This is a genomic window from Dietzia timorensis (genome assembly GCF_001659785.1).
Taxonomy (GTDB): domain Bacteria; phylum Actinomycetota; class Actinomycetes; order Mycobacteriales; family Mycobacteriaceae; genus Dietzia; species Dietzia timorensis.
Map to the genome: position 1 here is coordinate 2,089,549 of NZ_CP015961.1, position 25,170 is coordinate 2,114,718.

At 63.6% G+C, this 25,170-nt stretch carries 22 protein-coding genes and 3 tRNA genes; 6 read left to right on the forward strand and 19 right to left on the reverse strand.

What is annotated here, in order from left to right:
* Window positions 1–98 precede the first annotated feature (98 nt).
* From BJL86_RS17855 to leuC, 3 genes are all read right to left on the reverse strand, one after another.
* Complete coding sequence (locus BJL86_RS17855) at window positions 99–557, reverse strand: HU family DNA-binding protein (RefSeq protein ID WP_082908669.1); 459 nt, start codon at window positions 555–557, stop codon at window positions 99–101.
* A gap of 336 nt (window positions 558–893) precedes the next feature.
* On the reverse strand, window positions 894–1,484 hold the full coding sequence (gene leuD / locus BJL86_RS09595; RefSeq protein WP_067477071.1) for a 3-isopropylmalate dehydratase small subunit: 591 nt from the start codon (window positions 1,482–1,484) through the stop codon (window positions 894–896).
* A gap of 13 nt (window positions 1,485–1,497) precedes the next feature.
* Window positions 1,498–2,949, reverse strand: coding sequence for a 3-isopropylmalate dehydratase large subunit (gene leuC / locus BJL86_RS09600; protein WP_067477098.1), 1,452 nt, complete (start codon window positions 2,947–2,949; stop codon window positions 1,498–1,500).
* Between the two features lie 71 nt (window positions 2,950–3,020).
* Here leuC and BJL86_RS09605 point away from each other — a divergent pair, with 71 nt between their 5' ends.
* Window positions 3,021–3,722 carry an IclR family transcriptional regulator gene (locus BJL86_RS09605; protein WP_197487641.1) on the forward strand — a complete coding sequence of 234 codons (702 nt, stop codon included), beginning with the start codon at window positions 3,021–3,023 and terminating at the stop codon, window positions 3,720–3,722.
* Window positions 3,723–3,792: 70 nt separating this feature from the next.
* Here the strand turns inward: BJL86_RS09605 and BJL86_RS09610 are convergent.
* Window positions 3,793–3,865, reverse strand: a tRNA-Glu gene (locus BJL86_RS09610).
* Between the two features lie 267 nt (window positions 3,866–4,132).
* Here BJL86_RS09610 and BJL86_RS09615 point away from each other — a divergent pair.
* On the forward strand, window positions 4,133–5,299 hold the full coding sequence (locus BJL86_RS09615; protein WP_067473417.1) for an IS1249 family transposase: 1,167 nt from the start codon (window positions 4,133–4,135) through the stop codon (window positions 5,297–5,299).
* Window positions 5,300–5,388: 89 nt separating this feature from the next.
* Here BJL86_RS09615 and BJL86_RS09620 read toward each other — a convergent pair.
* From BJL86_RS09620 to gltX, 3 genes are all read right to left on the reverse strand, one after another.
* Window positions 5,389–5,461, reverse strand: a tRNA-Glu gene (locus BJL86_RS09620).
* Window positions 5,462–5,484: 23 nt separating this feature from the next.
* Window positions 5,485–5,556: transfer RNA gene (locus BJL86_RS09625), tRNA-Gln, on the reverse strand.
* Between the two features lie 132 nt (window positions 5,557–5,688).
* Window positions 5,689–7,191 (reverse strand): glutamate--tRNA ligase, encoded by a 1,503-nt coding sequence (gene gltX / locus BJL86_RS09630; protein ID WP_067472164.1) that lies wholly within the window; start codon window positions 7,189–7,191, stop codon window positions 5,689–5,691.
* Between the two features lie 189 nt (window positions 7,192–7,380).
* On the opposite strand from gltX, the gene BJL86_RS09635 reads away from it, so the two are divergent.
* Together BJL86_RS09635 and BJL86_RS09640 are read left to right on the forward strand one after the other, a co-directional pair.
* The gene (locus tag BJL86_RS09635; RefSeq protein WP_067472161.1) at window positions 7,381–8,190 is read left to right on the forward strand and encodes a siderophore-interacting protein; all 810 of its coding nucleotides are present in this window, start codon (window positions 7,381–7,383) and stop codon (window positions 8,188–8,190) included.
* A gap of 82 nt (window positions 8,191–8,272) precedes the next feature.
* A complete protein-coding gene (locus tag BJL86_RS09640) occupies window positions 8,273–9,445 on the forward strand; it encodes an isochorismate synthase (protein ID WP_082908353.1) in 1,173 nt (390 codons plus the stop codon).
* Between the two features lie 19 nt (window positions 9,446–9,464).
* Here BJL86_RS09640 and BJL86_RS09645 read toward each other — a convergent pair whose 3' ends face one another.
* From BJL86_RS09645 to serA, 6 genes are all read right to left on the reverse strand, one after another.
* Window positions 9,465–10,259, reverse strand: coding sequence for a fumarylacetoacetate hydrolase family protein (locus tag BJL86_RS09645; RefSeq protein WP_067472158.1), 795 nt, complete (start codon window positions 10,257–10,259; stop codon window positions 9,465–9,467).
* Between the two features lie 54 nt (window positions 10,260–10,313).
* Window positions 10,314–10,628: a DUF3349 domain-containing protein gene (locus BJL86_RS09650; RefSeq protein ID WP_067472155.1), complete on the reverse strand. Its 315-nt coding sequence runs from the start codon at window positions 10,626–10,628 to the stop codon at window positions 10,314–10,316.
* A 36-nt stretch (window positions 10,629–10,664) separates the two neighbouring features.
* A complete protein-coding gene (locus BJL86_RS09655; protein ID WP_082908352.1) occupies window positions 10,665–10,961 on the reverse strand; it encodes a hypothetical protein in 297 nt (98 codons plus the stop codon).
* Between the two features lie 34 nt (window positions 10,962–10,995).
* Window positions 10,996–12,234: an inorganic phosphate transporter gene (locus tag BJL86_RS09660; protein ID WP_067472204.1), complete on the reverse strand. Its 1,239-nt coding sequence runs from the start codon at window positions 12,232–12,234 to the stop codon at window positions 10,996–10,998.
* Window positions 12,235–12,440: 206 nt separating this feature from the next.
* Window positions 12,441–13,454, reverse strand: a complete 1,014-nt coding sequence (locus BJL86_RS09665) for a 3-isopropylmalate dehydrogenase (RefSeq protein WP_067472152.1) — start codon at window positions 13,452–13,454, stop codon at window positions 12,441–12,443.
* 42 nt (window positions 13,455–13,496) lie between these two features.
* A complete protein-coding gene (gene serA / locus BJL86_RS09670) occupies window positions 13,497–15,089 on the reverse strand; it encodes a phosphoglycerate dehydrogenase (protein ID WP_067472149.1) in 1,593 nt (530 codons plus the stop codon).
* A 334-nt stretch (window positions 15,090–15,423) separates the two neighbouring features.
* Here serA and BJL86_RS09675 point away from each other — a divergent pair, with 334 nt between their 5' ends.
* Window positions 15,424–16,170, forward strand: coding sequence for a siderophore-interacting protein (locus tag BJL86_RS09675; protein WP_067472146.1), 747 nt, complete (start codon window positions 15,424–15,426; stop codon window positions 16,168–16,170).
* On the opposite strand, the gene BJL86_RS09680 is transcribed toward BJL86_RS09675, so the two are convergent.
* Together BJL86_RS09680 and BJL86_RS09685 are read right to left on the reverse strand one after the other, a co-directional pair.
* Entirely contained in the window at window positions 16,167–16,862 is a 696-nt protein-coding gene (locus BJL86_RS09680) for an isochorismatase family protein (RefSeq protein WP_067472142.1), read from the reverse strand. The genes BJL86_RS09675 and BJL86_RS09680 overlap by 4 nt on opposite strands.
* 78 nt (window positions 16,863–16,940) lie before the next feature.
* Window positions 16,941–17,762 (reverse strand): SDR family oxidoreductase, encoded by an 822-nt coding sequence (locus BJL86_RS09685; protein WP_067472139.1) that lies wholly within the window; start codon window positions 17,760–17,762, stop codon window positions 16,941–16,943.
* Between the two features lie 93 nt (window positions 17,763–17,855).
* Between BJL86_RS09685 and BJL86_RS09690 the strand changes: the two genes are divergently transcribed.
* On the forward strand, window positions 17,856–19,430 hold the full coding sequence (locus BJL86_RS09690) for a phytoene desaturase family protein (RefSeq protein ID WP_197487526.1): 1,575 nt from the start codon (window positions 17,856–17,858) through the stop codon (window positions 19,428–19,430).
* Window positions 19,431–19,437: 7 nt separating this feature from the next.
* On the opposite strand, the gene BJL86_RS09695 is transcribed toward BJL86_RS09690, so the two are convergent.
* The 4 genes from BJL86_RS09695 to BJL86_RS09710 all read right to left on the reverse strand — a co-directional run bounded on the left by BJL86_RS09695 (window position 19,438) and on the right by BJL86_RS09710 (window position 24,798).
* The gene (locus BJL86_RS09695) at window positions 19,438–21,051 is read right to left on the reverse strand and encodes a hypothetical protein (protein WP_067472136.1); all 1,614 of its coding nucleotides are present in this window, start codon (window positions 21,049–21,051) and stop codon (window positions 19,438–19,440) included.
* A 243-nt stretch (window positions 21,052–21,294) separates the two neighbouring features.
* The gene (gene ilvC / locus BJL86_RS09700; protein WP_067472133.1) at window positions 21,295–22,308 is read right to left on the reverse strand and encodes a ketol-acid reductoisomerase; all 1,014 of its coding nucleotides are present in this window, start codon (window positions 22,306–22,308) and stop codon (window positions 21,295–21,297) included.
* A gap of 67 nt (window positions 22,309–22,375) precedes the next feature.
* Entirely contained in the window at window positions 22,376–22,879 is a 504-nt protein-coding gene (gene ilvN, locus BJL86_RS09705; RefSeq protein WP_067472130.1) for an acetolactate synthase small subunit, read from the reverse strand.
* On the reverse strand, window positions 22,879–24,798 hold the full coding sequence (locus BJL86_RS09710) for an acetolactate synthase large subunit (protein ID WP_075844942.1): 1,920 nt from the start codon (window positions 24,796–24,798) through the stop codon (window positions 22,879–22,881). The genes ilvN and BJL86_RS09710 overlap by 1 nt, the downstream gene beginning before the upstream one ends.
* Window positions 24,799–25,170: the final 372 nt, after the last annotated feature.

The window sequence follows — 25,170 nt, forward strand, 5'->3', positions numbered from 1 at the left end:
TTCGGTTCCCAACGGAGCGAGACGAACAAAGGGACGGTGGCGAAGAATACTTTCGCCACCGTCCCTCGTGCACGAACGACCGCGGCCCGCGGTCTGCACTACTTTCCGGCTCCCCCTCGCTTCGCCGCGCGCTCGGCGCCCGACGATCCACCGTCATCCAGCGCAGCGATCGGTTTCGACGGCGCCACGATTCCGGCGCGCGGCTCGCCCGTGGTCCCGTCTCCAAATGCCTGATGCGAGCTCGTCCGCTTAGCGGCGAGGCGATCCTCGGGCAGGCTATTGGTGCCTTGGACGACAGCCTTGAAGTATTGGCCGGGACGGAAAACCGGCGTCATCGTCGGAGCGACCGGGATGCTTTCGCCAGTGTGGGGATTTCGGGCCACTCGAGCCGCCCGCGCCCTCTTCTCGAAGATGCCGAAACCCATGAACGTTATCGACTCGCCCGACTCGACGGTCCGCACGATGATGTCCAGGGTATTTTCCAGCGCCTCCGTCGCGAGCTGCTGGTCCCCGCCGAGCCGATCAGCCAGGGCGTTGATGAACTCCGCCTTATTCATGAAACTGCCTCCGGATGTGTGTCGCCTTCCCACAAGAATGCGAACTCCGCGGGATACGAATAGTCGAAAAGCCGCAATGCGCACCACCGAGAGAGTGGAAGAACCGGAAAGGATTCGTTTAACGCTCCAACGCCCGCCCAACAAACATTGCGTGCGTGCCCAAACCCTAACAGTCCACACCGATCCCGCAACATGGTTGCACGGCGCCGAATCTTCGTTTGTCACAGTTGAATCTGCCCAATACCAGGCATTTACTTACGTTAGTTTATCTAAACATTGGCGCACGCGCCCGCTAACGCAGAAGTCGGAATGAATTCATGTTCGGCGCTATCAGGATCAAAGCGTCTGAGGCTTGAAAGAGGGGCGTTTCGACTCGAACTCCGTGATCGCTTCTTCGGTCCGAAGGGTCAGCCCGATATCGTCCAGCCCCTCCATCAGGCGCCACCGCGTGTAGTCGTCGATCTCGAACGGAACGGTGACATCGTCGACGCTCACCGTCCGAGTTTCGAGATCCACGGTCATCTCGATTCCCGGCTTCTCCTCGAGCACCTTCCACAGAAGTTCGACATCATTTTGTTCGACTTGCGCCGCCACGAGGCCGGCTTTACCCGCGTTACCGCGGAAGATGTCGGCGAAGCGGGAGGAAATGACGACGCGGAAACCGAAGTCCATCAATGCCCACACCGCGTGTTCGCGAGATGATCCCGTGCCGAAGTCGGGGCCGGCGACGAGCACCGAGGCGGACGAATAGATCTGCTGATTGAGAACGAAGTCCGGTTCCTTCGAGCGCCAATTGGAGAACAGTCCGTCCTCGAAACCGGTGCGGGTGACCCGCTTGAGGTACACGGCCGGGATGATCTGGTCGGTATCGACGTTGGTGCGACGCAGCGGCGCACCGACGCCCTTGTGGGTGATGATCGCTTCCATATTTCGTCGCTCCCTACGCGTGGATGTGCTCGAGATCGGACGGAGCCGCGAGGTGCCCCGTGACCGCAGACGCCGCGGCTACCGCGGGCGAGACGAGATGGGTCCTGCCGCCCTTGCCCTGTCGTCCCTCGAAGTTTCGGTTCGAGGTCGAAGCGCAGCGCTCGCCCGGTGCGAGCTGATCCGGATTCATTCCCAGACACATCGAACAACCCGGTTGGCGCCAATCGGCCCCGGCCTCGATGAAGATGCGGTCGAGTCCCTCGGCGATGGCCTGTTCCCGGACACGGCCCGAGCCGGGCACGACCATCATGCGGACGCCCGGCGCGACACTGCGCCCATCCATTACCTCCGCGACGGCGCGCAGATCCTCGATTCGACCGTTGGTGCACGATCCGACGAATACGACGTCGATGCCCACCTCGCGCATCGGCGTACCCGGTTCGAGATCCATGTATTCGAGCGCGCTACGGCAGGCCGCAGCGTCGCCGTCATCCCCGAAGTCTTCCGGGAACGGGACCGCATCGCCAAGCGGAATACCCTGCCCCGGGTTGGTACCCCAAGTGACGAACGGGGTGAGTGCGGAACCGTCGATGACGACCTCGGTGTCGTAGACCGCGTCCTCATCGGTACGCAGGCTCTTCCAGTAGTCGACCGCGGCGTCCCAGTCCTCGCCCTGCGGGGCATGCGGACGCCCCTTTACGTACTCGAACGTCGTCTCATCGGGCGCGACCATGCCGGCACGAGCACCCGCCTCGATCGACATGTTGCACATCGTCATCCGAGCCTCCATGGACAGTTTCTCCACTGCCTCACCGCGGTATTCGATGATGTGACCTTGTCCGCCGCCAGTGCCGATCTCGGCGATGACGGCGAGGATCAGATCCTTCGACGTCACTCCGGGCTGTAGTTCGCCCGTGACGGTCACCGCCATGGTCTTGAAGGGCCGGAGAGAAAGCGTCTGCGTCGCGAGAACGTGCTCCACCTCGGAGGTGCCGATGCCCATCGCTATTGAACCGAACGCGCCGTGAGTAGAGGTGTGGGAGTCGCCGCAGACAACCGTCATGCCCGGCTGGGTCAACCCCAACTGGGGGCCGACGACGTGGACGATGCCCTGCTCCTTATCCCCCATCGGGTGCAGGCGGATACCGAACTCCTCGCAATTTCGGCGGAGGGTATCGACCTGCGTCCGCGACACGAGATCCGCGATAGGCTTGTCGATATCGACAGTGGGAACGTTGTGGTCCTCGGTCGCGATCGTGAGGTCGGGCCGGCGGACCGGGCGCCCTGCAAGGCGCAGACCGTCGAACGCCTGCGGGCTGGTCACCTCGTGGACCAGCTGAAGATCGATATAGATCAGGTCCGGCTTGCGGTTCTCGCCTTCTCCTTCGCCGCGGACGACCACGTGGTCGTCCCAGACCTTTTCCGCGAGGGTACGGGGCCGATTTTGTGCCGCCGATCCGCTCATGTCGATCACTCCTCTTGGAGAAAATTCCCTAAAAACTGGATTCCCAGAATATAGGACGATATTGTCGAAGTGTGAGACAGTCTAGCGGAATCGGCGTCCTCGACAAAGCCATGACGGTGCTGCACGCAGTGGCGGAGCAGCCCTGCGTGCTTTCCGAATTATGCGAGAGAACATCCCTACCCCGGGCCACCGCGCATCGCCTCGCGGTGGGCCTCGAAGTCCATCAGATGCTCGTGCGTGACGAAGCCGGCGTCTGGCGCCTCGGCCCCGTCCTCGGGTCTCTTGCCGCGAACGCAACCGACACAGTGGCCGAGGCTGCGGCCCACGTCCTCCCCCGATTGCGGGAAGTGACAGAAGAGAGCGTCCAGGTCTATCGCCGAGAGGGCGCCCAGCGCGTGTGTATCGCCTCCGTCGAACCGCTGTCCGGCCTACGAGACACGGTCCCGGTGGGCACGGTCCTGCCGATGACTCGTGGCTCGGGCGCGAAGGTACTACTCGCGTGGGCCGATCCCATGACCCAGCGCGCGATCCTCGCGGAGTCGGTATTCACCGAACGTCAGTTGGCCGAGGTCCGGCGTCGTGGCTGGGCACAGTCGGTCGCCGAGCGAGAAGCGGGAGTCGCGAGCGTGTCCGCGCCGATCCGGGACGCTTCGGGCCAGATGGTCGCCGCGATCTCGGTATCCGGACCAGTGGACCGGATCGGCCGGAGGCCCGGTTCGCGATGGGCTGCCGATCTCCTCGCGGCTGCGGAGGCAATCCACAAGCGCCTTTGACAGGACCCGCCCTGAACGCCAAAACAAACGATCCCGGCGAGTGGAAACTCGCCGGGATCGTTTTTCTCTGTACCCCCGATGGGATTCGAACCCACGCTACCGCCGTGAGAGGGCGGCGTCCTAGGCCGCTAGACGACGGGGGCGCACGCTCCGAGACGATCGCTCGCGCTCGGAAACCTCAACAACCTTAACGGCTGGAATGTCCATATTCCAAATCGATGACCTGCACTTACCCGGGAGCAATCGAATGCGGACAAAGCGAGGGCTAAGGGACAAAAAGTGTGTCTGAGATCGGTGATTTGTGAGGGATGAGCTGCGCGGATTCGATATTTATAATCCGCTGATCATTATTTCGCGACCTTACGTGACATCTGCAGCCGGTTATGAGTGCCGGGGCGTGTGCTGGCGTAATGGCCCAAAATCACCCCGCATGCCCGATATGTGGTCACACGATGAAACGCAACGGCACAACAGGCGCCGGCACGACCAGATGGCGATGCCGATCGTGTGGATCCTCTTCGACCAAACACCGCCCCGATCGGCGGCTCGATGCTCGTTTCCGCTGGTTCATCGATTACCTCACCGGAACCGGCTCTCTCGACCAGGTTGCGGCCGACCACGGAATTTCCAGGCGCACCCTCAATCGCTATTTCCACACGTTCTGGTACGTCCAAGTCCCGGTCCCCGCCGACCGTTTCCGCGTCTATGACCAGCTATTTATCGACGGAACCTATACCGCAGCCGGGTGCCTGCTGGTGGCCGCGACCCGCACACACGTTGTGGCCTGGCACTGGGCCCGCCGTGAAAATATCCAGGCCTACCGCACCTTGCTCGAACATATGGCCCCACCACTGATGGTCGTCATCGACGGCGGCCAAGGCGCTGCCACCGCGATCGCCAAGCAATGGCCTCGCACGATCGTGCAACGCTGCCTGGTCCATGCCCAACGCAACGTCCGCCGCCACACCACCAGCAGGCCACGAACCGACGCCGGTCGAGCGATCTACCAACTTGCCCTGCAACTGACCCGCATCACGACCGTGGAACAGGCCACCGAATGGATCGTCCACCTCAACGACTTCGGACGGATCTACAAACACTGGCTCAACGAAAAGACCCCGCCACCTCCAGGTAAGACCGGCGCGTGGACCTTCACCCACGACCGAACCCGGAAAGCGTATAACAGCCTGCTCTACCTGCACAGACACAAACTGTTATTTCGCTATCTCGACCCGCCACCGGGCGCGATAGCCCCCGAACTCATCACAGCAACCACGAACACTCTCGAGGGCGGCATCAATGCCGGGATCAAAGTCCACGCCTTCGCCCACCGCGGACAAGCCGCCGAACACCAACGCCTGATGTGCGAATGGTGGCTCTATCTCAAAACCGAAGCCCCTGACGACCCGCTACAGATCGCCAGAGGCCAACAGTGGGGCAAGAACGCACTCGCCAAAGCACAAGCCCTCACCCACAACGAGAACCTCGCCGACCACGAAACCGGACGACCAGCCCTCTACGACAACGCTATCGAATGGTCCAACTCCCAAGGCATCCAAAAAGGATGGATCCACTAACGACACGCCCGAGCCAGACACACATTTTGTCCCTTAGCCCCAAAGCGAAAGGCTCGCGTCCTCATGGACGCGAGCCTTGATCTATTTTGTACCCCCGATGGGATTCGAACCCACGCTACCGCCGTGAGAGGGCGGCGTCCTAGGCCGCTAGACGACGGGGGCCTAAGCACGCTGAACGTGCTGCGCTGGCCTACCAGGACTCGAACCTAGAACGACGGTACCAGAAACCGCTGTGTTGCCAATTACACCATAGGCCATCGCAATCCTCGTTCCTCCGGCTTCCCTCTCGGGAGCGGCGGTTCAAGGTGCGTTGAACACAATACCAACACGCCCCCTGTGATTTGCAAACCGGGAGGTCGGCGCGCCACAGGGCGTGTAGGCCTTCAGCCTCACTCCCCTTCCGGAGCGGCCACTGGAGCACTGCGGAGGCGTTCGAGCGTGAGCTCGCGCCCGAGCAGCTCAAGCGATTCGAACAACGGCGGCGAGACATGCGAGCCTGTGACGGCGACACGGACTGGGCCGAATGCCTTTCGCGGCTTCAGCTCGAGCCGATCGATCAGCGCACCCTTCAGCGCTGCTTCGATGGAGGCGGTGTTCCACTCGCCCACGGCCTCCAGCGCCGCGATGGACGCATCTACGACCTCTTGGGTATCAGCCTTGAGGTTCTTACGTGCAGCTGCCTCGTCTACCTCGAAACGGTCCTTCGGCACGTAGAGGAAACGAATGAGATTCCACGCATCGGAGAGCACGACGATGCGCGTCTGCAGCATCTCCGCGACGAGAGCCCATTCATTCGGGTCGAGAGACTCCGGAAGCACTGCCCCGCCGGTGTCCGGATGGTTGCGGAGATGGGTCTCGAGCCGAGAAGCGAAATCGGATGGTGCGAGGAGCCGGATGTGGTCGGCATTGATCGAGTCGGCCTTTTTCTGGTCGAATTTTGCCGGGTTCGAATTGACATCACGAACGTCGAAGGCGGCAACCATCTCGTCCAGTGAGAAGACGTCCTGGTCATCGGACAGCCCCCACCCGAGAAGAGCCAGGTAGTTGAGCAGCCCCTCGGGGATCATCCCGCGATCCCGGTGCAGGAAGAGATCCGATTCGGGATCTCGCTTCGAGAGCTTTTTCTTCCCCTCGCCCATCACGAACGGTAGATGCCCGAACTCGGGCACACGCTCGGCCACGCCGATACGCGTCAGCGCCTCGTAAAGCGCGATCTGCCGCGGCGTGGACGACAACAGGTCCTCGCCACGCAGCACGTGCGTGATCCCCATGAGAGCATCATCGACGGGATTGACGAGCGTGTAGAGGGGAATCCCGTTCGAACGAGTCAGTGCAAAATCGGGAACCGATCCGGCCTTGAACTCCGTCTGGCCGCGCACGAGGTCGTCCCACGCCAGGTCGTGGTCCGGCATCCGCAGGCGGATCACGGGTGAGCGCCCCTCGTCGCGGTACGCCTGCTTCTGTTCCTCGGTGAGATCGCGGTCATAGCCGTCGTAGCCGAGCTTGGGATCACGTCCGGCGGCCTTGTGCCGCTCTTCCACCTCTTCAGGCGTAGAGAACGCTTCGTAGGCCTCGCCCGCCTCGACCAATTTGCGCACGACGTCGAGGTGGAGATCGCGACGCTCGGACTGCCGGTACGGCCCGTGGGGTCCGCCCACCTCCGGCCCCTCGTCCCAGTCCAGGCCCAGCCACCGCAAGGCGTCGAGAATCGCGCCGTACGACTCTTCGGAGTCGCGGCTCGCGTCCGTGTCCTCGATTCGGAACACGAAGGTTCCGCCCGTGTGGCGTGCATACGCCCAATTGAAAAGCGCTGTACGAATGAGTCCCACGTGCGGCGTCCCCGTCGGAGACGGGCAGAACCGGACGCGGACGTGGCTATTTTCTGTCGTCATACATTCAGGTTAATGCCCGAGCCGTAGATGACGCCGGAGTGCCTCATCCGCCCGCCGGAAGCAGGCGCTCTGTCGCCAATCTCACACCCTCCGATCGACGCAGCACCCAGGCGGGCTTGATTCTCGTCCGCCCCCTTGGGCTATGGTGAAAGTTAGGTAAACCTACGCTATTGGAGATTGTGAATTTCGATGCTCAACACCTTGACGCTTCTCTCTCGTGAATTCGTCTCACCCAACATGGTGAGGCTGAATTTCCAGGCAGAGTCGCCCGTCTTCGCCGACGCGCCGAGCACCGACAGCTACATCAAACTCGTGTTTCCCGTGGACGGCACCCTGTTTCCAGAAGACACCAACATTCGCGAACTCCGTGCCTCTCTCCCCGACTCGGAACAGCCCCGCGTTCGCACGTACACCATCCGCAAGATCGACAGGGCCCAAAACATCGTGTCGGTTGACTTCGTCACGCACGAAGGCGAGTCGGTAGCGGCATCCTGGGCCGAGTCCGCTCCAGGAGGCGAGCGCATTCAGGTGGCCGGACCCGGCGGCGTCTACGTTCCGGACCCGGACGCACACAATCTCTTCGTTGCCGACGATGCCGGGCTTCCCGCCGCGTTGGCGGGAATCGAGTCAATCTCCGAAGGAGGGCGCGCAACGCTCTTCGCCGAGGTCGAATCGCCCGAGCACACACAGCCCGTCGAGAGCCGGGGCGAGGTCGAGGTCGTATGGAGCTACCGCAATGGCGCCGAAACCAGCGACCTGGTCGACAAAGTCCTCGCTTGGGACTGGCCCGACTCACGTGTGCGAGTCTTCGCACACGGCGAACGCACGACGATGATGCAGGATTTACGCCCACACTTCCGTTCCCATGGCGTCGGAGGAAGAGATCTTTCCGTCTCCGGTTACTGGCGACGGGGATTCGATGAGGACGCGTTCCAGGCCGGCAAGAGAACCGATCCACTTGTGGCCGCCGCGAACGCCGAATCAGCTCAGGACAAGTAGCCCGCCCACGTAGACTGCGGATAGTCGACCGGCGGATCCGTCGCTGATGCCGCAGGAGACACCAAAGGAAATTGGTACCGATATGCCCGATGAGTTCCCCGCCGAAAGACGCACCGATTCCGCCCAGGAGCGGCCCACCTCAGCCGACATCGCCCGACCAACCGGGGCACCGGACTTCGCCTTGTCGCATCCGGAATTCTCGGTGCGCACCCAGGGAGTCGCGAAGCAGTTCGACTCCCCGGAGCCGGCGCGTGAAGCTCTCCGGGACGGCTCGGCGGACATGGTCGTCGGTGCGATTCCGTTCGATGCTTCGAGAAGGTGGGCGCTGTCCGTGCCTGAATCCGTGACCTCGTCGCCTAATCCCCTGGAACCACCGAGCTTCTATCGTTCCGGAGATTTTCCGTCGTTCACCCTGGCCTCCCAAATGCCGTCCCCGCGCTTGCACCGCGACCGCGTGGCGCACGCGGTGTCGGTCCTCGGGTCCGGCGAGCTGGATAAGGTTGTGCTCGCCCGGCGCGAACTCTTCCGCGCTGACCGGCCGTTCGATTCCCGCGCTGTCGCGGCCCGGCTGATGTCCGCGAACCCCAACGGCTACGGTTTTCTCACCGACCTGTCGGCTGCAGGGCCCGGCTACTCGAAGCACTACCTCGTGGGCTCGAGCCCAGAGCTACTCGTCCGAAAGAAAGGCAACCGGGTGACGAGCTTCCCGCTCGCCGGGTCGACCGCTCGTCGCACGAACCCGGACGAGGACGAGAAGGCGGCAACTCAGCTGCAGGCCTCGGCCAAGGATCTCCGCGAGCACAGGTACGTCGTCGAGCACATCGCAGAGGTCCTCGGCCAGTTCTCTTCATCTGTAGTGGCGCCCGGCGTGCCGGAGCTGTTGTCGACGCGGGAACTGTGGCATCTCGGCACACCGATCAGCGCAATCGTCGACGACCCCGAGGTCACCGCCCTCGATCTGGCCGCGGCGCTGCATCCGACGCCGGCGCTCGGCGGGGCGCCACGCCAACCCGCTCTCGACTACATCCTCGCGAACGAGGAGGACCGCCGCTTCTACGGCGGCGCGGTCGGCTGGTGCGCGGCAGACGGCGATGGGATCTTCATGGTCTCGATTCGATGCGGGGAGACCGATGAGGCGAACCGAAGCCTCACCGCGTGGGGCGGGGGCGGAATCGTCTCCGATTCCGACCCCGACTCCGAGCTCGACGAGACGAAGGTCAAACTCACGACGATTCGCAAGGCTCTCGGCCTCTAGCAATCGCCGATCGCCCTTGCTATCCGGCGACCACCGGATTGCGAAGCGAGCCGATGCCCTCGATCTCGATTTCGATCTCGTCGCCCGGCGTCATGGGCCCGACCCCCGCAGGGGTTCCGGTGAGGATGACATCGCCGGGGAGAAGCGTCATCACCTTCGAGATGTATTCGATGATCTCGCCGATCGTGTGGATGAACTGCGAGGTGGACCCTTCCTGGCGGACCTCGCTGGATCCGTCGGCGTGGTGCAGGGTCGACCGCACATCGATTCCCGAGGGATCCATGTCGGTGACGATCCACGGCCCGAGCGGACAGAAGGAATCGTAGCCCTTGGCGCGCGTCCACTGCCCATCGCTGGCCTGCTGGTCGCGAGCGGTGACATCGTTCGCGATGGTGTATCCGAGGATCACCTCTGCGGCACGCGAAGCCGGGACTGCCTTACACGGTTGCCCGATGACGACGGCGAGCTCGCCCTCGTGGTCCACGCGTTCCGATGAGGGCGGGTAGACGATCTCGTTCCCGGGACCGACGACCGCCGTGCTCGGCTTGAGGAAAATCAACGGAGACTCGGGCGCCTCGGACCCCATCTCCGCAGCATGCTCGGCATAGTTCTTTCCGATACACACGATCTTCGGCGGGAGAATCGGCGCGAGGAGCCTGACCTCCGGCATCGGCCATTCGCGGCCGGTGAACGTGGGCTCACCGAACGGATGCTGGTCGATCTCGGCACAGATGGCGTCGGATTCTCCTCCGCCGTTTTCGCGGATCTCGACGAATGCGAAGCCTTGTGGGTGGGCGATTCTGGCGAGTTTCATGACACCAGGTTAGCCATCAGGTGTTCTATCGCGCCGAGCGGATCGGTGAGAACTCTAGACATCACTCGAGGAGAAGCCCGTGAGCGGCCAACCGCCGGCGGCAAGCCTGGCCGCGACGTGTCTGATGTCCTCGTCAGTGGGTTCGGACTTGGTCGTCTTCTCGATCGCGGCGTGGATCTGCTGGCGAGAGACCTCGTCGGGCCGCGATTCGAGAAGCGAGCCGATGATGCGCTCGGACTGCTCCGGGGACAGTTCCTTCTTCAAGAGCGCGAGCAGCGGGAAATAGTCCTTCGGAGGGATACCTTCCGGATAACCGCGGTGCATCCATTCGAGGACGCTGGCGAAGACACTTTCGGAACGAGATTCCATTTTCGGTGACCTTCCGGGGTCGAGGACTGGGCAGCGCTATTTCTTGACGTCGTCGAACGGGATCGGATCGAAGCCGAGATAGTGGATGATCGACTTCTCAGTGATCAGTAGTAGGCCTGCGAGGGCGAACAATCCGACAATGGTGAAACACACCGACGCGAGCACCTTCCCCTCGGTGCTCGGTACGTGATGTCCCCCGTCTGCGACTACCGCGTTGAGGCTCAAAGCCTTGATTCCGAGCGAGAAGATCAGCGGAAGGCCGGCACCGAACGCGAGGCCGAGAAGGAGGACGTTGAACAGGCTGGAACCCATTCCTGCGAAGTCGAGACCCATGATATTTCCCTTGTGCCTTGTCTACTAACCCGAACTACTTGTTTGCGCCGATGGTGACGGGCTCGTTCTCGTGATCCCAGTCGTTGTTCACCGAATCCGCGGACACGGTCTGCGAACGCGAGTGCTGGTAGATGTACAACGACAGCGCGACGAGAATGATGAAGATCACGCTTCCGCCGATGAGCGCATCGCCCGTGGCCTTGGAGATGGATTCGGCGACGAGGAACGCGGTGAATCCGACGAGTCCGGCAAGCGGCAGAGTAATGACCCACGCTGCGAGCATTCGCCCGGCCACACCCCACCGCACCTTCGCGCCGGGCTTGCCGACACCGGAGCCGAGGATCGAGCCGGTAGCAACGTGCGTGGTGGACAGCGCCATGCCCGCGTGCGAGGACGTCATGATGATCGCTGCCGAGGCAGCCTCGGCCGCCATCCCCTGAGGGGATTCGATCTCGACGAGCCCCTTGCCCAAAGTGCGGATAATTCTCCATCCACCCATGTACGTACCGGCTGCGATCGCCACGGCACAGGAGACGATGATCCAGACCGGGAGACCGTTCTCTGCGGCGTCAGAGGCATTGAGCTGGCCGGCAGCGACGAGCGCGAGGGCAATAACGCCCATCGTCTTCTGCGCATCGCCGGTGCCGTGCGCGAGAGAAACGAGCGAGGCGGTGCCGATTTGGCCCCAGCGGAAGCCACTGCGGCGGAAGTTATCGCCGACCGACTTTGTGATCGCGTACACCAGGGCCGTGCCGATCGCTGCGATTACGCCGGCAATGACCGGAGAGAACAACGCGGGGACGACAACCTTGGAGATGACGCCGTTCCAGTTGACCGCGCCGGAGATGCCCGCGATCGCGGTGGCTCCGAGCCCCGCCCCGATCAGGCCGCCGAACAGCGCGTGTGAAGAGCTGGAGGGCAGGCCGAACAGCCACGTGAGCAAGTTCCAGATGATACCGCCGACAAGACCGGCGAAGACGATGAGAAGAGCCGTTTGGGAGTCGAGTCCGGCGACGAGTGCGCCGGATGCTTCCTTGCTCTGGATATGAAGAACGTCTGTCGTCACCGTGAGAGCAACCTCGACGGATAGGAACGCACCGACGAGATTGAGAATCGCAGACAGACCGACGGCGACCCTAGGGCTCAGAGCGCCGGTCGCGATGGAGGTCGCCATCGCGTTGCCGGTGTCGTGAAAGCCGTTGGTGAAGTCGAATGCCAGCGCGGTCATGACGACGAGCACGAGAATGATGAGGACAGAAATGGTCACGAGCATCATTGTGCTCTTGCGCTAGGCAATGGACAAAAATCATCGGCGCCAACTCACGGTGCTGACCTGCAATTATCTCAATTTTTCCCAGAGTTCACCTTCTGTACACCAAGACTGAGGACAAACTCTAATCCTCTATGCGAAAACAAAAATGCCAAAGGCCGGAACGAGTGCCCGTTCCGGCCTTGGCAGTGCGAGAATCCGAATGCGAATCAGAGTGCGGCCACGATGGCGTCTCCGATCTCAGGCGTGGACATTTCGTCTTCTCCGCGATTGGACAGGAAGCTTTCCACGGCGTCCTCGACGCGAACGGCTTCGGCCTCATGCCCGAGGTGGCGAAGGAGAAGCACGGCGGACAAGATCGCAGCGGTCGGATCGGCCAACTGCTGTCCCGCGATATCCGGAGCGGATCCGTGGACGGGTTCGAACATCGACGGGTTGGTTCCCGAGGCGTCGATATTGCCGGATGCAGCCGTGCCGATCCCCCCGGTTACCGCTCCGGCCAGGTCGGTGATGATGTCGCCGAAGAGGTTGTCGGTGACGATCACGTCGAAGCGCGAGGGGTTGTCCACGAGGTAGATCATCGCGGCATCGATGTGGCAATAGTCGACCTCGACTCCGGGGTAGTCCCTGGAGACCTCGGTGACCGTGCGCTGCCACAGTCCCCCACCGTTGACCAGAACGTTGGTCTTATGGACCAGAGTGAGCTTGTTCCGTCTCGCCGCGGCACGCTCGAACGCGTCGCGAACCACTCGCTCGACGCCGAACCTGGTGTTCATGCTCGTTTCGGTGGCGACCTCATGCGGGGTGCCCACACGGATCGCACCACCGTTACCGGTGTAGAGCCCCTCGGTTCCCTCGCGGACGACGACGAAGTCGATCTCCCCGGGCTCGGCCAGCGGGCTCCGCTCGCCCGGGTAGAGCCGAGAAGGGCGCAAGTTCACGTGGTGGTCCAACGCGAAGCGCAGGGGCAGAAGCAACCCGCGCTCGAGCACGCCGGGCGCAACCTTGCGCGGATCTCCGATGGCTCCGAGCAGAATGGCGTCGTGCTCTCGCAGTGCGGCGACATCGGCGTCGGTGAGCAGATCGTTGGTGCGAAGGTAGCGCTCCGCACCGAAATCGAACTCGGTCTTCTCGATACCCGGGAGTACGGCGTCGAGCACCTTGACGGCTTCCGCCGTGACCTCGGTGCCGATTCCGTCGCCGGGAATGACCGCTAGTTTCATTTCACACCCACTTCTATCGAAGGAACTCTGGTGACCTGGCTGCTAGTCCAGGTTGACCTGCGACACCTGTGCATCCAGCTGCTCGGTGATTTGATCGATCACTGAACCGGAGACGAGTCGGTCGACCCGGAGGATCACTGTCGCCCCATCACCCTCGGCGTCCTGGCTCAGCGCCGCGGCTTGGATGTCGATTCCCTCGCCTCCGAGAATCGTGCCGACCTTGCCGAGCACGCCCGGGCGATCGCCGTACGACACGATGAGGTTGAAGCCCTCGGCGCGAAGGTCCAGGCTGCGCTCGTTGATGCGAACGATCTTCTGCACGTTCTGCAGGCCCGTGAGTGCGCCGGAGACCGTCGCCTTGCTGCCGTCTGCGGTCACAGCCGTGACGGTGACGGTCGAACGGTGGGTCGCCGACTCCGAACGAGTGGACACGTCGACAGTGACCCCACGCTGCTCGGCGAGCTGCCCGACGTTGACGAACGTGGCCGGGGTGTCCGTGGTGGCGGCGAAGAGCCCGCGAAGGGCTGCAAGCCCGAGCACATCTACCGTCTCGGCCGATAGCTCGCCGGCGACCTCGACCTGCACGGTGCTCGTCACATCCGGAGCAAGCTCGCCCGCGACGCTGCCGAGCTTGCGGACAAGGTCGAGCCAAGGGGCGACCTCGTCGCCGACCGGGCCACCGGAAACGTTCACGGCGTCCGGAACGAACTCCCCTTGCAGCGCCAGCAGCACCGAACGCGCCACGTCGGTTCCGGCGCGGTCCTGCGCCTCCGCCGTGGATGCGCCAAGGTGCGGAGTGACGACGGTGTTGTCGAGTTCGAACAGCGGCGAGTCCGTGCACGGTTCGCTGTCGAACACGTCGAGCCCAGCCGCGCGAACCTTGCCTGACTTGAGGGCTTCGACGAGGTCCGCCTCGACGATGAGTCCACCGCGGGCCGCGTTGACGATGATGATTCCGTCCTTCGCCTTCGCGAAGCGACCGGCATCGATGAGCCCGGCGGTCTCGGCGGTCTTCGGCAGGTGGACGGTAATGATGTCGGCGCGGGACATGAGCTCGTCGAGCTCGACGAGCTCGATTCCGAGCTGGGCGGCGCGCGCAGCGGGAAGGTAGGGATCGTATGCGACGACGTGAGTCTCGAAGGCCGCGAGGCGGCTCGCCACGAGCTGGCCGATGCGGCCGAGTCCGACGACGCCGACCGTCTTGTCGCGGAGCTCGACACCGTTGAAGGACGAGCGCTTCCACGTGTGCTCGCGCAACGTCTTGTCCGCGGCCGGCACCTGTCGGCACGCGGAGAGGATAAGAGCGAGAGCATGCTCTGCAGCCGAGTGGATATTCGACGTCGGCGCGTTGACGACCATGACGCCACGCTCGGTCGCCGCGGGGATCTCGACATTGTCCAGGCCTACACCGGCGCGCCCAACGATCTTCAGCTTCGGTGCGGCCGCGAGAACCTCGGCGTCGACCTTCGTTGCCGAACGAACGAGAAGTGCGTCTGCATCGGCTACGGCCTCGAGCAGCTTCGGACGGTCTGGGCCATCCACCCAACGGACCTCGACGCTGTCGCCGAGCGCATCGACGGTGGACTGGGCGAGCTTGTCGGCGATAAGTACGACCGGACGGCCACTAGCACTCACGAGGGGACTCTCCTTGCGGTTGCGGTTGGTGATTCTTTTCGTCTTCGTTGCTTCTCATCATTGCGTCGGACGGGACTTCCGCGCCTGTCCGGCGAATTTCTCATTCCAGCCTAGTCGCCCGCGCGTCGGGGACATACACCGCCGGCACCGAGGTGGCTCAACTCACATGTTCAAGATATGGACCTCGCGTCCCACGGAACGAACCGTATGGGGTCGGAGGAAGTCGCCGCCTGTAGGCCACGGACCTCACTGGCAGATAGACTTGGTCGACGCGCAGAACACCAGCTAGGCGCCTGCGAAAGTCCCCGATTCAACACTCGCACGAGGAGCACAAGTGTCCTACCTACTCAAGGTCGTCGAGGCGAGTACCCACAGCGACGCATTCCGGCGAATCGTCTTTACCGGAAAAGGGATCGGGCCCCTTCTCAAGGCGTCCGACGGCGACGCCTACGTGAAGTTGTTCTTTTTCCCCGAAGGTGTCAAGCCACCTAAGGACGCTGACATGAAGAAGCTGCGCAAGTCGCTCGCCCCCAAAGATCGTCCGCAGTCGCGCAGCTACACGATTGCCGCCGTCAACAAGAAGGACAAGACCCTCACGATCGATTTCACGCGTCACTCCAACGGTGGTGTCGGCTCGGCGTGGGCCGAGACTGCGGCACCCGGTTCGTGGGTTTATGCGTTCGGCCCACGAGGCAAGTACTCCCCGGATCCGAAGGCCGACGCGATCATCATCCTCGCCGACAATCCGGGGATTCCGGCCGCAAGGCGCGTCATCGAACGTGCGAAGCACCCAAAACGTCTTCGCGTGATCTTCGATACGACCCTCTCCCACGAGGAGCTGGACCTGCCGGAGAAGGTCGGTTCGGTCACGCTCATCGACTCCACCAGAGGCAAGACGACCCTTCGAGACGAGGTCGAAAGGCTCACACTGCCCCGGGGTGACGTCGAGGTTTTCGCGCGCGGAGAGAAGTACGTAACCAAGAAACTCCTCGGTCAGTACTTTCGCGAGCTGGGACTGCCATCGAAGCGGGTATCGATCTCGGGCTATTGGGGCGCACCGAAAAGCGATAAGAAGCGTTAGCCTCTACCGGTGTAGGAGGTCGACTCGGCCGGCCCGTGGGGAGATAGGCCAGGGGTGATCCCCTGGCGAATAAACGCGGACTCGACCTCGTCGGCGGTCACCGAGACGCCGCAGCGCTTGTTGACGAAATCGATCGTCGTCGCGTGTTCTTCCCGCGAGAAGTCGGCTAGCGCGTCCGAGACGACGAACGGCTTGATGTCGTTCATGAAGGCATCTACTGCGGTGGCCTGACATCCCATGTGCGCGTACACACCGGTGATCACGAGCTGATCTAGGCCCGCCTCACTCATGAGGTGCAGGAGATCGGTGCGAGCGAAAGCAGAATAGCGCCACTTCGTGATGACGATGTCCTCTTCGCGAGGGCGGAGGCGGTCGACGACCTCGGTGTCGACACCGTCGGACATCCCGTTGCCCCAGAACTCGCGAAGTAGGCCGCGGCGATAGGGATGCTGATCGCCCGGCTGAACCGAATAGATGACAGGGACATTGTTCGCTCGGGCCGTCTCGACGACCGAGGCCATCGAATCGATCGCAGTGGACATCGGTTCTGCGCACTCGTCATAGGCGCGGATGAAGTAGTTCTGCATGTCGTGGACGAGGACCGCACAGGTTTCGGGCTCAATGCCCCAGTTCACGCGTCGTTCTTGCGTGGGCTCTGGTATCTCGTACGGCGCGATGGCCGGAATCGCCATGGGTGTTCCCTTTCCGCAGGCCATAGACCGCTTTTCGAAGGTCTATGCGAAGGCTAACCTTAATTACGTTGGGCAACCTTACCTCTGCGCCGCGCCGCCGTCCACGACCAGGTCTTGCATCGTCATATGTTGTGCAGACTCACTCAACAGGAAAGATACGACGCCGGCGAGGTCAGACGGATCGGCAATGCGCCCCAGCGGTATACCGGTTTTGAAGTCGGCGGGGACGCCTGCGATGACGTCTTCCTCCCCCGACGGATCGGCCCAACCATCGGTCACCATCGGAGTGCGCGTCGTACCCGGCGCAACGACGTTGCATCTGACGCCGAACTCCGCGGCCTCCAGTCCCAGGGACTTGGTGAAGTGCGCGGCCGCTGCCTTCGATGCGGCATAGGCCGCCATGCTCGCACGCGGCACAACCGCGGAATTGGAGGCGACCGTGACGATCCCGCGGCCATTTCGCGGATCGCCGGGGAGTTGACGCCGCATGAGCGCCAACGCAGCCTTGCTCACGAGAAACACGCCGAAGGCATTGACCGAGAACAGCGCATTCCAATCGTCCGCCGGGGTCTCGAGGACACGGCTCGAACGAAGCACGCCCGCGACGTTGACAGCGCCGTGCAGAGTCGCCCCGCGTTCACTACACACCTGATCCACGAACGTGAAAACAGAATCGACATCATTCTCGTCATCGACCCGCATCCTTCGCGTCAAGACCTGACCTGAAGAGGCGCGTGGCTCTTCTCGGTCGGTCGCGACCACGAGGTAACCCGCCGCGTCGAGGGCCTCGACGACCGCCGATCCGATCCCACCGGACGCGCCGGTCACCACAACCACCTTGTTGGGTTGATCCTCGGCTGCGCCGGTGGTTCCGGCTGCCTCCCTGCTCTCAGCTCCCATGCGCCCTCTTCCCTCTACTGCGGGATTGCTGCGCATCCCGCGACTTCTCCGATCGGCAGGCACAATGGTGCCACGAAAGGAAGGGATGCCGCCGTGCCGCATGACACTGACCGTGATGACCCAGCCTGCGAGAGCGAAAGTGCTGACGCGGGCGCGCGCAGCCGTCCCGGCAGAGTCGATGTCGACATAGTCGGCTCGGGGCCCAATGGGCTGTCCGCGGCAATTTCCCTGGCCAGGCAGGGGTTCTCGGTCCGCGTCCTCGAGGCCTCGGACACTCCCGGCGGCGGCAGTCGGACGGTGCCATTGGCGAGCCAGGGGCCCCACGCCGATCTCCTCAGCGACCCCTGTGCTGCGGTGCACCCGCTGGCGCTGGCCTCGCCGTTTTTCCGTTCGCTCGACTTGGAAAGGCACGGGCTCACGTTTCTCCACGCACCGTTCGCGCTCGGCCACCCCCTCCCCTCGCGGGGGACCTCCGTCGCGCTGCGCCGCGATCTTTCCACGGTCGATGCCGAATCGTTCGGATCGGAGGCGGAGGCGTCGGCCTGGCGGCGAATCATCGGGACGGCATCACGGTATTCCGACGACTTGGCCGCGCTTCTCCTCGGGGATGGACGGCGTCCGACGTCAGGAGCAGATTTTGCTCTTGCCGACACCACTGGGCAGGCCGTGCGCTCGGTGGTGCGCGGGGCTCGTGGCTTCGCTTCCGCGCTTGCCCGTTCGTACGGGGAGATCGCGCTGCGCCCGGGTTCGGCGGTATCGGCAGTGCTCGCGGGGCTCGCGGTACATGCGATCGCGCCGCCTGCACGCCCGGTGTCGATGGCGTCCGGTGTGCTGTTGGGGGCGACCCTGCACGGCCACGGCTGGCCGATCGTGAACGGCGGCTCGGGCGCGATCGTCGCCGCGATGCGTGCCGAGCTCGAGTCTTACGGCGGCCAGGTGGAATGCGGTCGGCGGATCGACTCACTGGATCACCTCGATGGTCGCGCCATCGTGCTCGCGGTCGGTGCGCTTGAGGCGAGGCGTATCCTCGGCGCTTCGGCGGGACTTCGAGCCCGCCTGCTGAGGCCTTCGCCCGGTGGGGCTGCCGCTCGCGTCGACTTCGTTCTACACGGCGACGTGCCGTGGACCGACGAACGGCTCGGCCACGCGGGAACGGTGCACCTCACCGGCGACTATCGTCATGTCGACACTGCGGAAAAGGCGGCCCGCTCAGGCGAGGTGCCGGACTCCCCCGCCATACTCGCCAGCCAGCCATGGACTGCCGACCCCGCCCGTATTTCGCCAGATGGGCGCCGAGTGTTGTGGAGCTACGCCCACGTCCCGAACGGGAGCGAGGTGTCGGTGACCGAGCGGGTCACGCGCGTCATCGAGGCCTCCGCGCCGGGTTTCCGGGATGTCGTCGACGCGACTATCGAGCGCGGTCCGGCGGATCTGGAAAGATACAACGCCTCCTACCCCGGTGGGGATATCGCGTCGATCGCAGCCGATGTACCGGGCATGGCGTTTCGATTCGCCCGCTCCGCCGATCCGTACTCCGGAGGCGCACGGGGAGTGTGGATGGCCTCCGCGTCGACGCCCCCCGGGCCTGGTGTGCACGGGATGGCAGGCGCTCACGCGGCGCGCCGGGTTGCCGAATATCTTCACAGCGACCACTCCTCGCGGGGCTAGTCGCAGGCTACTGGAACGTCACCAGCCAGGGCTGCGGCTCCATGTCCATGGTCTGCTCGGGCGTGAACATCGGCGTGTCCTCGTCGTAGAAGTTCTTCCAGGCGAGATGAACATTATCGGGGAGGTCCTTCTTCATCGCGTCCCAAGTCAAGATCTTGTCTTCCGGCGGTCCGTGCCCGTCTGCGTGGATTACATACGCCAACTCGTCCCGGGTGGTATCCATGCGCTCGCGATCGCGGATCATCTGCAGCTGGAACTGGTGCACCACGAACATCTTCTGCGGCAGTCCTTTGTCCTCGGTGAGATCGGCGAGCCACTCGCTCACCCGGTTGACCTCGTCCACGCCGACGTGGCCGACCTCTTGAGCGGGAAGCATGCCGTCCTCGAGGCGCCATTCCGGATCGAGTGCCAACCCGACCCCGGGCTCCGAGAGAAGATCCTCGTATAGCTTTGCCTGTTCGAGGAAGTCGGCGCGCCCCGGCTGCAAATCGATGAGCGCATAACCTCCGGCGTCGGTAATCGCATCAACCGTCGCCCGAACCTCTTCGACGGGCCGCGCGATCGTGTACTTACCGTCAGGCCCCGGCGACCCGGACGCGATCGTCGTGATCACTTCGAATGTCGGGATGATTCCTTGCTGCGAGAACGGCTGATACTCGGCCGCAAGATCCTTCACGCGCTGCACGCTCGCCGCATCGTCCTGTTCGCCCAGGATGCCCAGCGCGGGCACGCCCGGAGAACCGTACGCCGCCACGAATCTGTGTCCCGGGAACACGAGCTGCCCACCCCCGGGTAGCTCGGTCTCGGTGCGCGCCTTGTCCACTTTATCTGCGAATTCCTCGTCGTCGCCCCAGCCCTCACCCAGCGCGACGACAGAACCTTCGCGTTTGACGGCGGAGACCGAGTCCCCGTTGACGCGCGGGTCCGGCCCCGGCAAATGAACGAACTCGGCGCCGCTCGACTTGCCCGTCAGAGTGCCGGAAAGAGAGGTGTCCCCACTGGAGAGCAACGTCGGTGAGTCATCGCCCGGCTCGGCCCTCGCGAGCGGGGACAACGTATCCTCGCTCGCCTCGGCCGGCCCGTCGGCAGGTTCGTGATCGACCAGCGAGTACAGCACCGGAGACGCCGGATCAGTCGCTGCCAGCACGTCATCGAGCCGATCCGGCTTCACCTCTCTGGTGTCACTGAACTCGACTCCGATCTGCTTTTCCAGTTCCGCCCGATCCGGCGGCGCGTCGATCACGTCCCACTCACCATCTGGTATGTCGGCGTCACCAACTCGCAACACCTTGCCAACGCCGAGTCGCTCGAGTTCGCCGCCGATATCGCTTTCGCCGGGTTCGGATACCACGAACATCGGGCTTCGCAGCGCGACGGCGGAACTACCCGCGAGCGCCTCTGCGGCGTCGTCATCCGTGGACACGACGGCGATGGGGCTCGATTCAAGTACCTCCGAGGAGACGTCGACTCCGGAACCGTCGCTCTCGCGCACGACCTGAAGATCGGAGAAATCGTCCTGCAGCGACACCGCAGAGCTGTCACCCGAGTCTGCCGAGCAGCCGGCCACGACGAGGACGGCTGCGAGCAGCGCCGTGAACGTATTGAGCACGGGGCGCTTCACCAGTGGGGCTCCTATTCGGTCGCGGTTTCCATCCCCGGGAAGGGAGGTTGCGTGTTGAGTGTAAAGGCCCCCGTGGGGACCTCACAGGAACGGCTCGCCGTGCACGGGCACTCAATTGACGCCGCGCGCTGAGACTTTCAAGGCCCTTCCACACACAAAAGTCCCCGCAAACATCGTTGGCGATGTCGGCGGGGACTTGGTCTCCGGGGTGCGGGCGCTTACCGCAGCGGAGTGTGTGGACTCTTAGGCGGTCTCGGTGATGGGCCGGTCGACCCAGCTCATCATGTCGCGGAGCTCCTTGCCGGTCTTCTCGATCGGGTGCTCGGCGAACTTGGCACGCAGGCCCTCGAGCTCGGTATTGCCGTTCTCGACGTTTGCGACGAGGCGCTTGACGAAGGTGCCGTTCTGGATGTCCGCGAGGACCTCCTTCATGCGTTCCTTGGTGCCTGCGTCGATCACGCGCGGGCCGGAGAGGTAGCCGCCGAACTCGGCGGTGTCGGACACCGAGTAGTTCATACGGGCGATGCCGCCCTCGTACATGAGGTCGACGATGAGCTTGAGCTCGTGGAGAACCTCGAAGTAGGCCATTTCCGGGGCGTAGCCGGCTTCCACCATGACCTCGAAGCCGGTCTTGACGAGCTCCTCGGTGCCGCCGCAGAGCACTGCCTGCTCACCGAACAGGTCGGTCTCGGTCTCCTCGCGGAAGGTCGTCTTGATGACGCCTGCGCGCGTGCCACCGATTCCCTTTGCGTAGGAGAGGGCGAGGGCCTGGCCCTCACCCTTCGGGTCCTGCTCTACTGCGATGAGACAGGGCACGCCCTTGCCGTCGACGAACTGACGGCGCACGAGGTGTCCGGGACCCTTGGGAGCCACCATGCCGATGGTGATGTTCTCCGCCGGCTTGATGAGGTCGAAGTGGATGTTCAGGCCGTGACCGAAGAAAATCGCGTCGCCGTCCTTGAGGTTCGGCTCGATGTCCTCGGTGAAGATCTTCGCCTGGGAGGTGTCCGGGGCGAGCAGCATGATCACGTCGGCCCACTCGGCGGCTTCCGCGTTGTTCATCACCTTGAGGCCGGCCTCTTCGGCCTTCTCGCGGGACTTCGAACCCTCGCGAAGGCCGATAACGACGTCCACGCCCGAGTCGCGAAGCGACAGCGAGTGGGCGTGGCCCTGCGAGCCGTAACCGATGACCGCAACCTTACGGCCCTGGATCAGGGCGAGATCGGCGTCATCGTCGTAGAACGTTTCAATAGCCATGGATGGATGTCTCCTAGATGTTTTCGGTTGGAAGAACGCTTATCGGGTAAAGATACCCTTCTCCGAATCAGCGGGTGGTCGCGATGGCCTTGGGACCGCGCCCCAGCGCCACCATGCCCGACTGCACGATCTCTCGGATTCCGTACTCGTCGAGCATGCGCAAGATCGCGGCAAGCTTTTCGGGGGTGCCCGTCGCCTCGAGTACGACCGACTCCGGCGACACGTCGACGACGCGCGCACGGAAGAGCTCGGCGACCTCGATGATCTGGCTGCGCGTGGCGGCGTCCGCCCGCACCTTCACTAGTACCAGCTCGCGCGCGACGGAGGACGTGGGCTCCTGCTCGACGATCTTGATCACGTTGATCAGCTTGTTGAGCTGCTTGGTGATCTGTTCCAGACGGATCTCGTCGACGGCCACGACGATCGTCATCCGCGAGAGGCCATCGGTTTCGGTGGGGCCGACGGCCAGCGAGGTGATGTTGAAGCCTCGCCGCGAGAACAGGCTCGACACGCGGGCGAGCACGCCGGGCTTATCTTCCACGAGGACGCTGAGGGTGTGGTTCTTGGTCATCACTTATCTCCTGCATTCTCGCGGGACTCGGCAGTAACCGCGGCGTCCACCTCGTTCATCTGTTCGTGGATATCTGCAGGCTCGTCCGCGGCCGAGTCCTCATCGTCGAAGAGCGGGCGGATATCGTGCGCCGCCATGATCTCCGAGTTCGACGTACCGGCAGCCACCATCGGCCACACCTGCGCATCCGCGCCGACCACGAACTCGATCACGACGGGCCGGTCGTTGATCTCGCGTGCCTTCTTGATCGCGTCGTCGACCTCTTCGGCCTTCTCCACGCGGATCGACTCACAGCCGAGCGCCTCGGATAGCTTGACGAAGTCCGGGATCCGCAGCGAGTGCGTCGAGAGGTCAGTCTGCGAATAGCGCTTCTCGTAGAACAGCGTCTGCCACTGGCGCACCATTCCGAGATTGCCGTTGTTGATCAACGCGACCTTGATCGGGATGTTCTCGATCGCGCAGGTGGCGAGCTCCTGGTTGGTCATCTGGAAGCAGCCATCGCCGTCGATCGACCACACCTCGGAGTCGGGCATACCCATCTTTGCGCCCATGGCCGCCGGAACCGAATAGCCCATGGTGCCGAGACCGCCCGAGTTCAGCCAGGTGCGCGGCTTCTCGTACTTGACGAACTGCGCGGCCCACATCTGGTGCTGTCCGACACCGGCGCAGTAGATCGCGTCTGGGCCGGCGAGCGCGCCGAGCCGTTCGATGACGTACTCCGGAGAAAGCGAGCCGTCACTCTGGCGCCCGTAGCCGAGCGGGTAGGTGTTGCGGAGCCGGTCGAGCTCCGCGATCCACTCGCTCAGGTCCGGCGCAGGTTGGCCACTGCGGAACTCGCGAATCGCCTCGGACAGTTCGGAGATGACCTCACGGCAATCGCCGACGATCGGGACGTCCGCCTCGCGGTTCTTGCCGATCTCGGCGGGATCGATATCCGCATGGATGACCTTGGCGTGCTGCGCGAAGGAATCGAGCTTGCCGGTAACACGGTCATCGAACCGCGCGCCCAGCGCGATGAGCAGGTCGGATTCCTGCAGCGCCCCCACGGCGGACACCGAACCGTGCATGCCGGGCATGCCATAGTGCAGCGTGTGCGAGTCCGGGAACGCCCCGCGGGCCATCAGCGTCGTGACAACGGGGATACCGGTGAGCTCGGCGAGCTCGATGAGCTCCGCCGACGCGTCCGCCTTGATGGCGCCGCCACCAACGTAGAGCACGGGTTTCGACGCGGCCGAGATCATGCGCGCTGCCTCACGGATCTGCTTCCCGTGCGGCTTGGTGACGGGACGGTAACCGGGCAGGCGCATCTCCGGGGGCCACGAGAAGACCATCTCGTTCTGGAGCACGTCCTTGGGGATATCGACGAGAACCGGTCCGGGGCGTCCAGAAGAGGCGATGTGGAACGCCTCGGCGAGGATTCGCGGGACGTCCTCGCCCTTGGAAACCAGGAAGTTGTGCTTGGTCACCGGCATCGTGATGCCCGAGATATCCGCCTCCTGGAAGGCATCGGTACCGATGAGGCTCTGACCGACCTGACCGGTGATCGCGACGACCGGAACCGAGTCCATCGCCGCGTCCGCGAGCGGGGTCACGAGGTTCGTGGCACCCGGCCCCGAGGTCGCCATGCACACGCCGACGCGACCCGTCGCCTGTGCGTACCCGGTGGCGGCGTGCCCTGCGCCCTGCTCGTGGCGTACGAGCACGTGGCGGACTTTCTCGGAATCGTAGAGCGGGTCGTATGCCGGGAGGATGGCGCCTCCGGGAATACCGAAGACGACGTCCGCGCCGATCTCTTCGAGGGAACGTACGATCGCCTGGGCGCCCGTCATCCGTTCTGGCGCGCTGCGCCTACTCGTCTCACGCTTTGCGCCGGCGCCGGGCGTTGAACCCGGAGTCGGCTGTGCCGCTGGTGCGCTCACTTTTGTCAATCCTTGGTGTGCTCGATGCTGATGTGAAAGTCACGCTTCTACGCTGGCCGCAACTGATGTGCCATTCACGAGTCGATTATTCCGGCGTGCCCCGCATCCTCCGACACCGGGTCGCGGTCGAATCGAACCCGGGGCAACAAAAAACCCTCGTCACAGCGGTTGCTGTGCGAGGGCGCGTCGACTGTGAACTGAACTCTTGGCGAAGCTCAGGCGCCGACGCGCGAGCTAAGTACGAGTCCAATCAGTGTGGTCATGGCGTCAACCATATTCCCGCGCGCCACGTTGCGTCAACTTGTGGGCGAGCATGTCCACATTGCGAGACGCCGAGTCCGACGTCATACATGGGGGTCCGAGGGGCGAAGC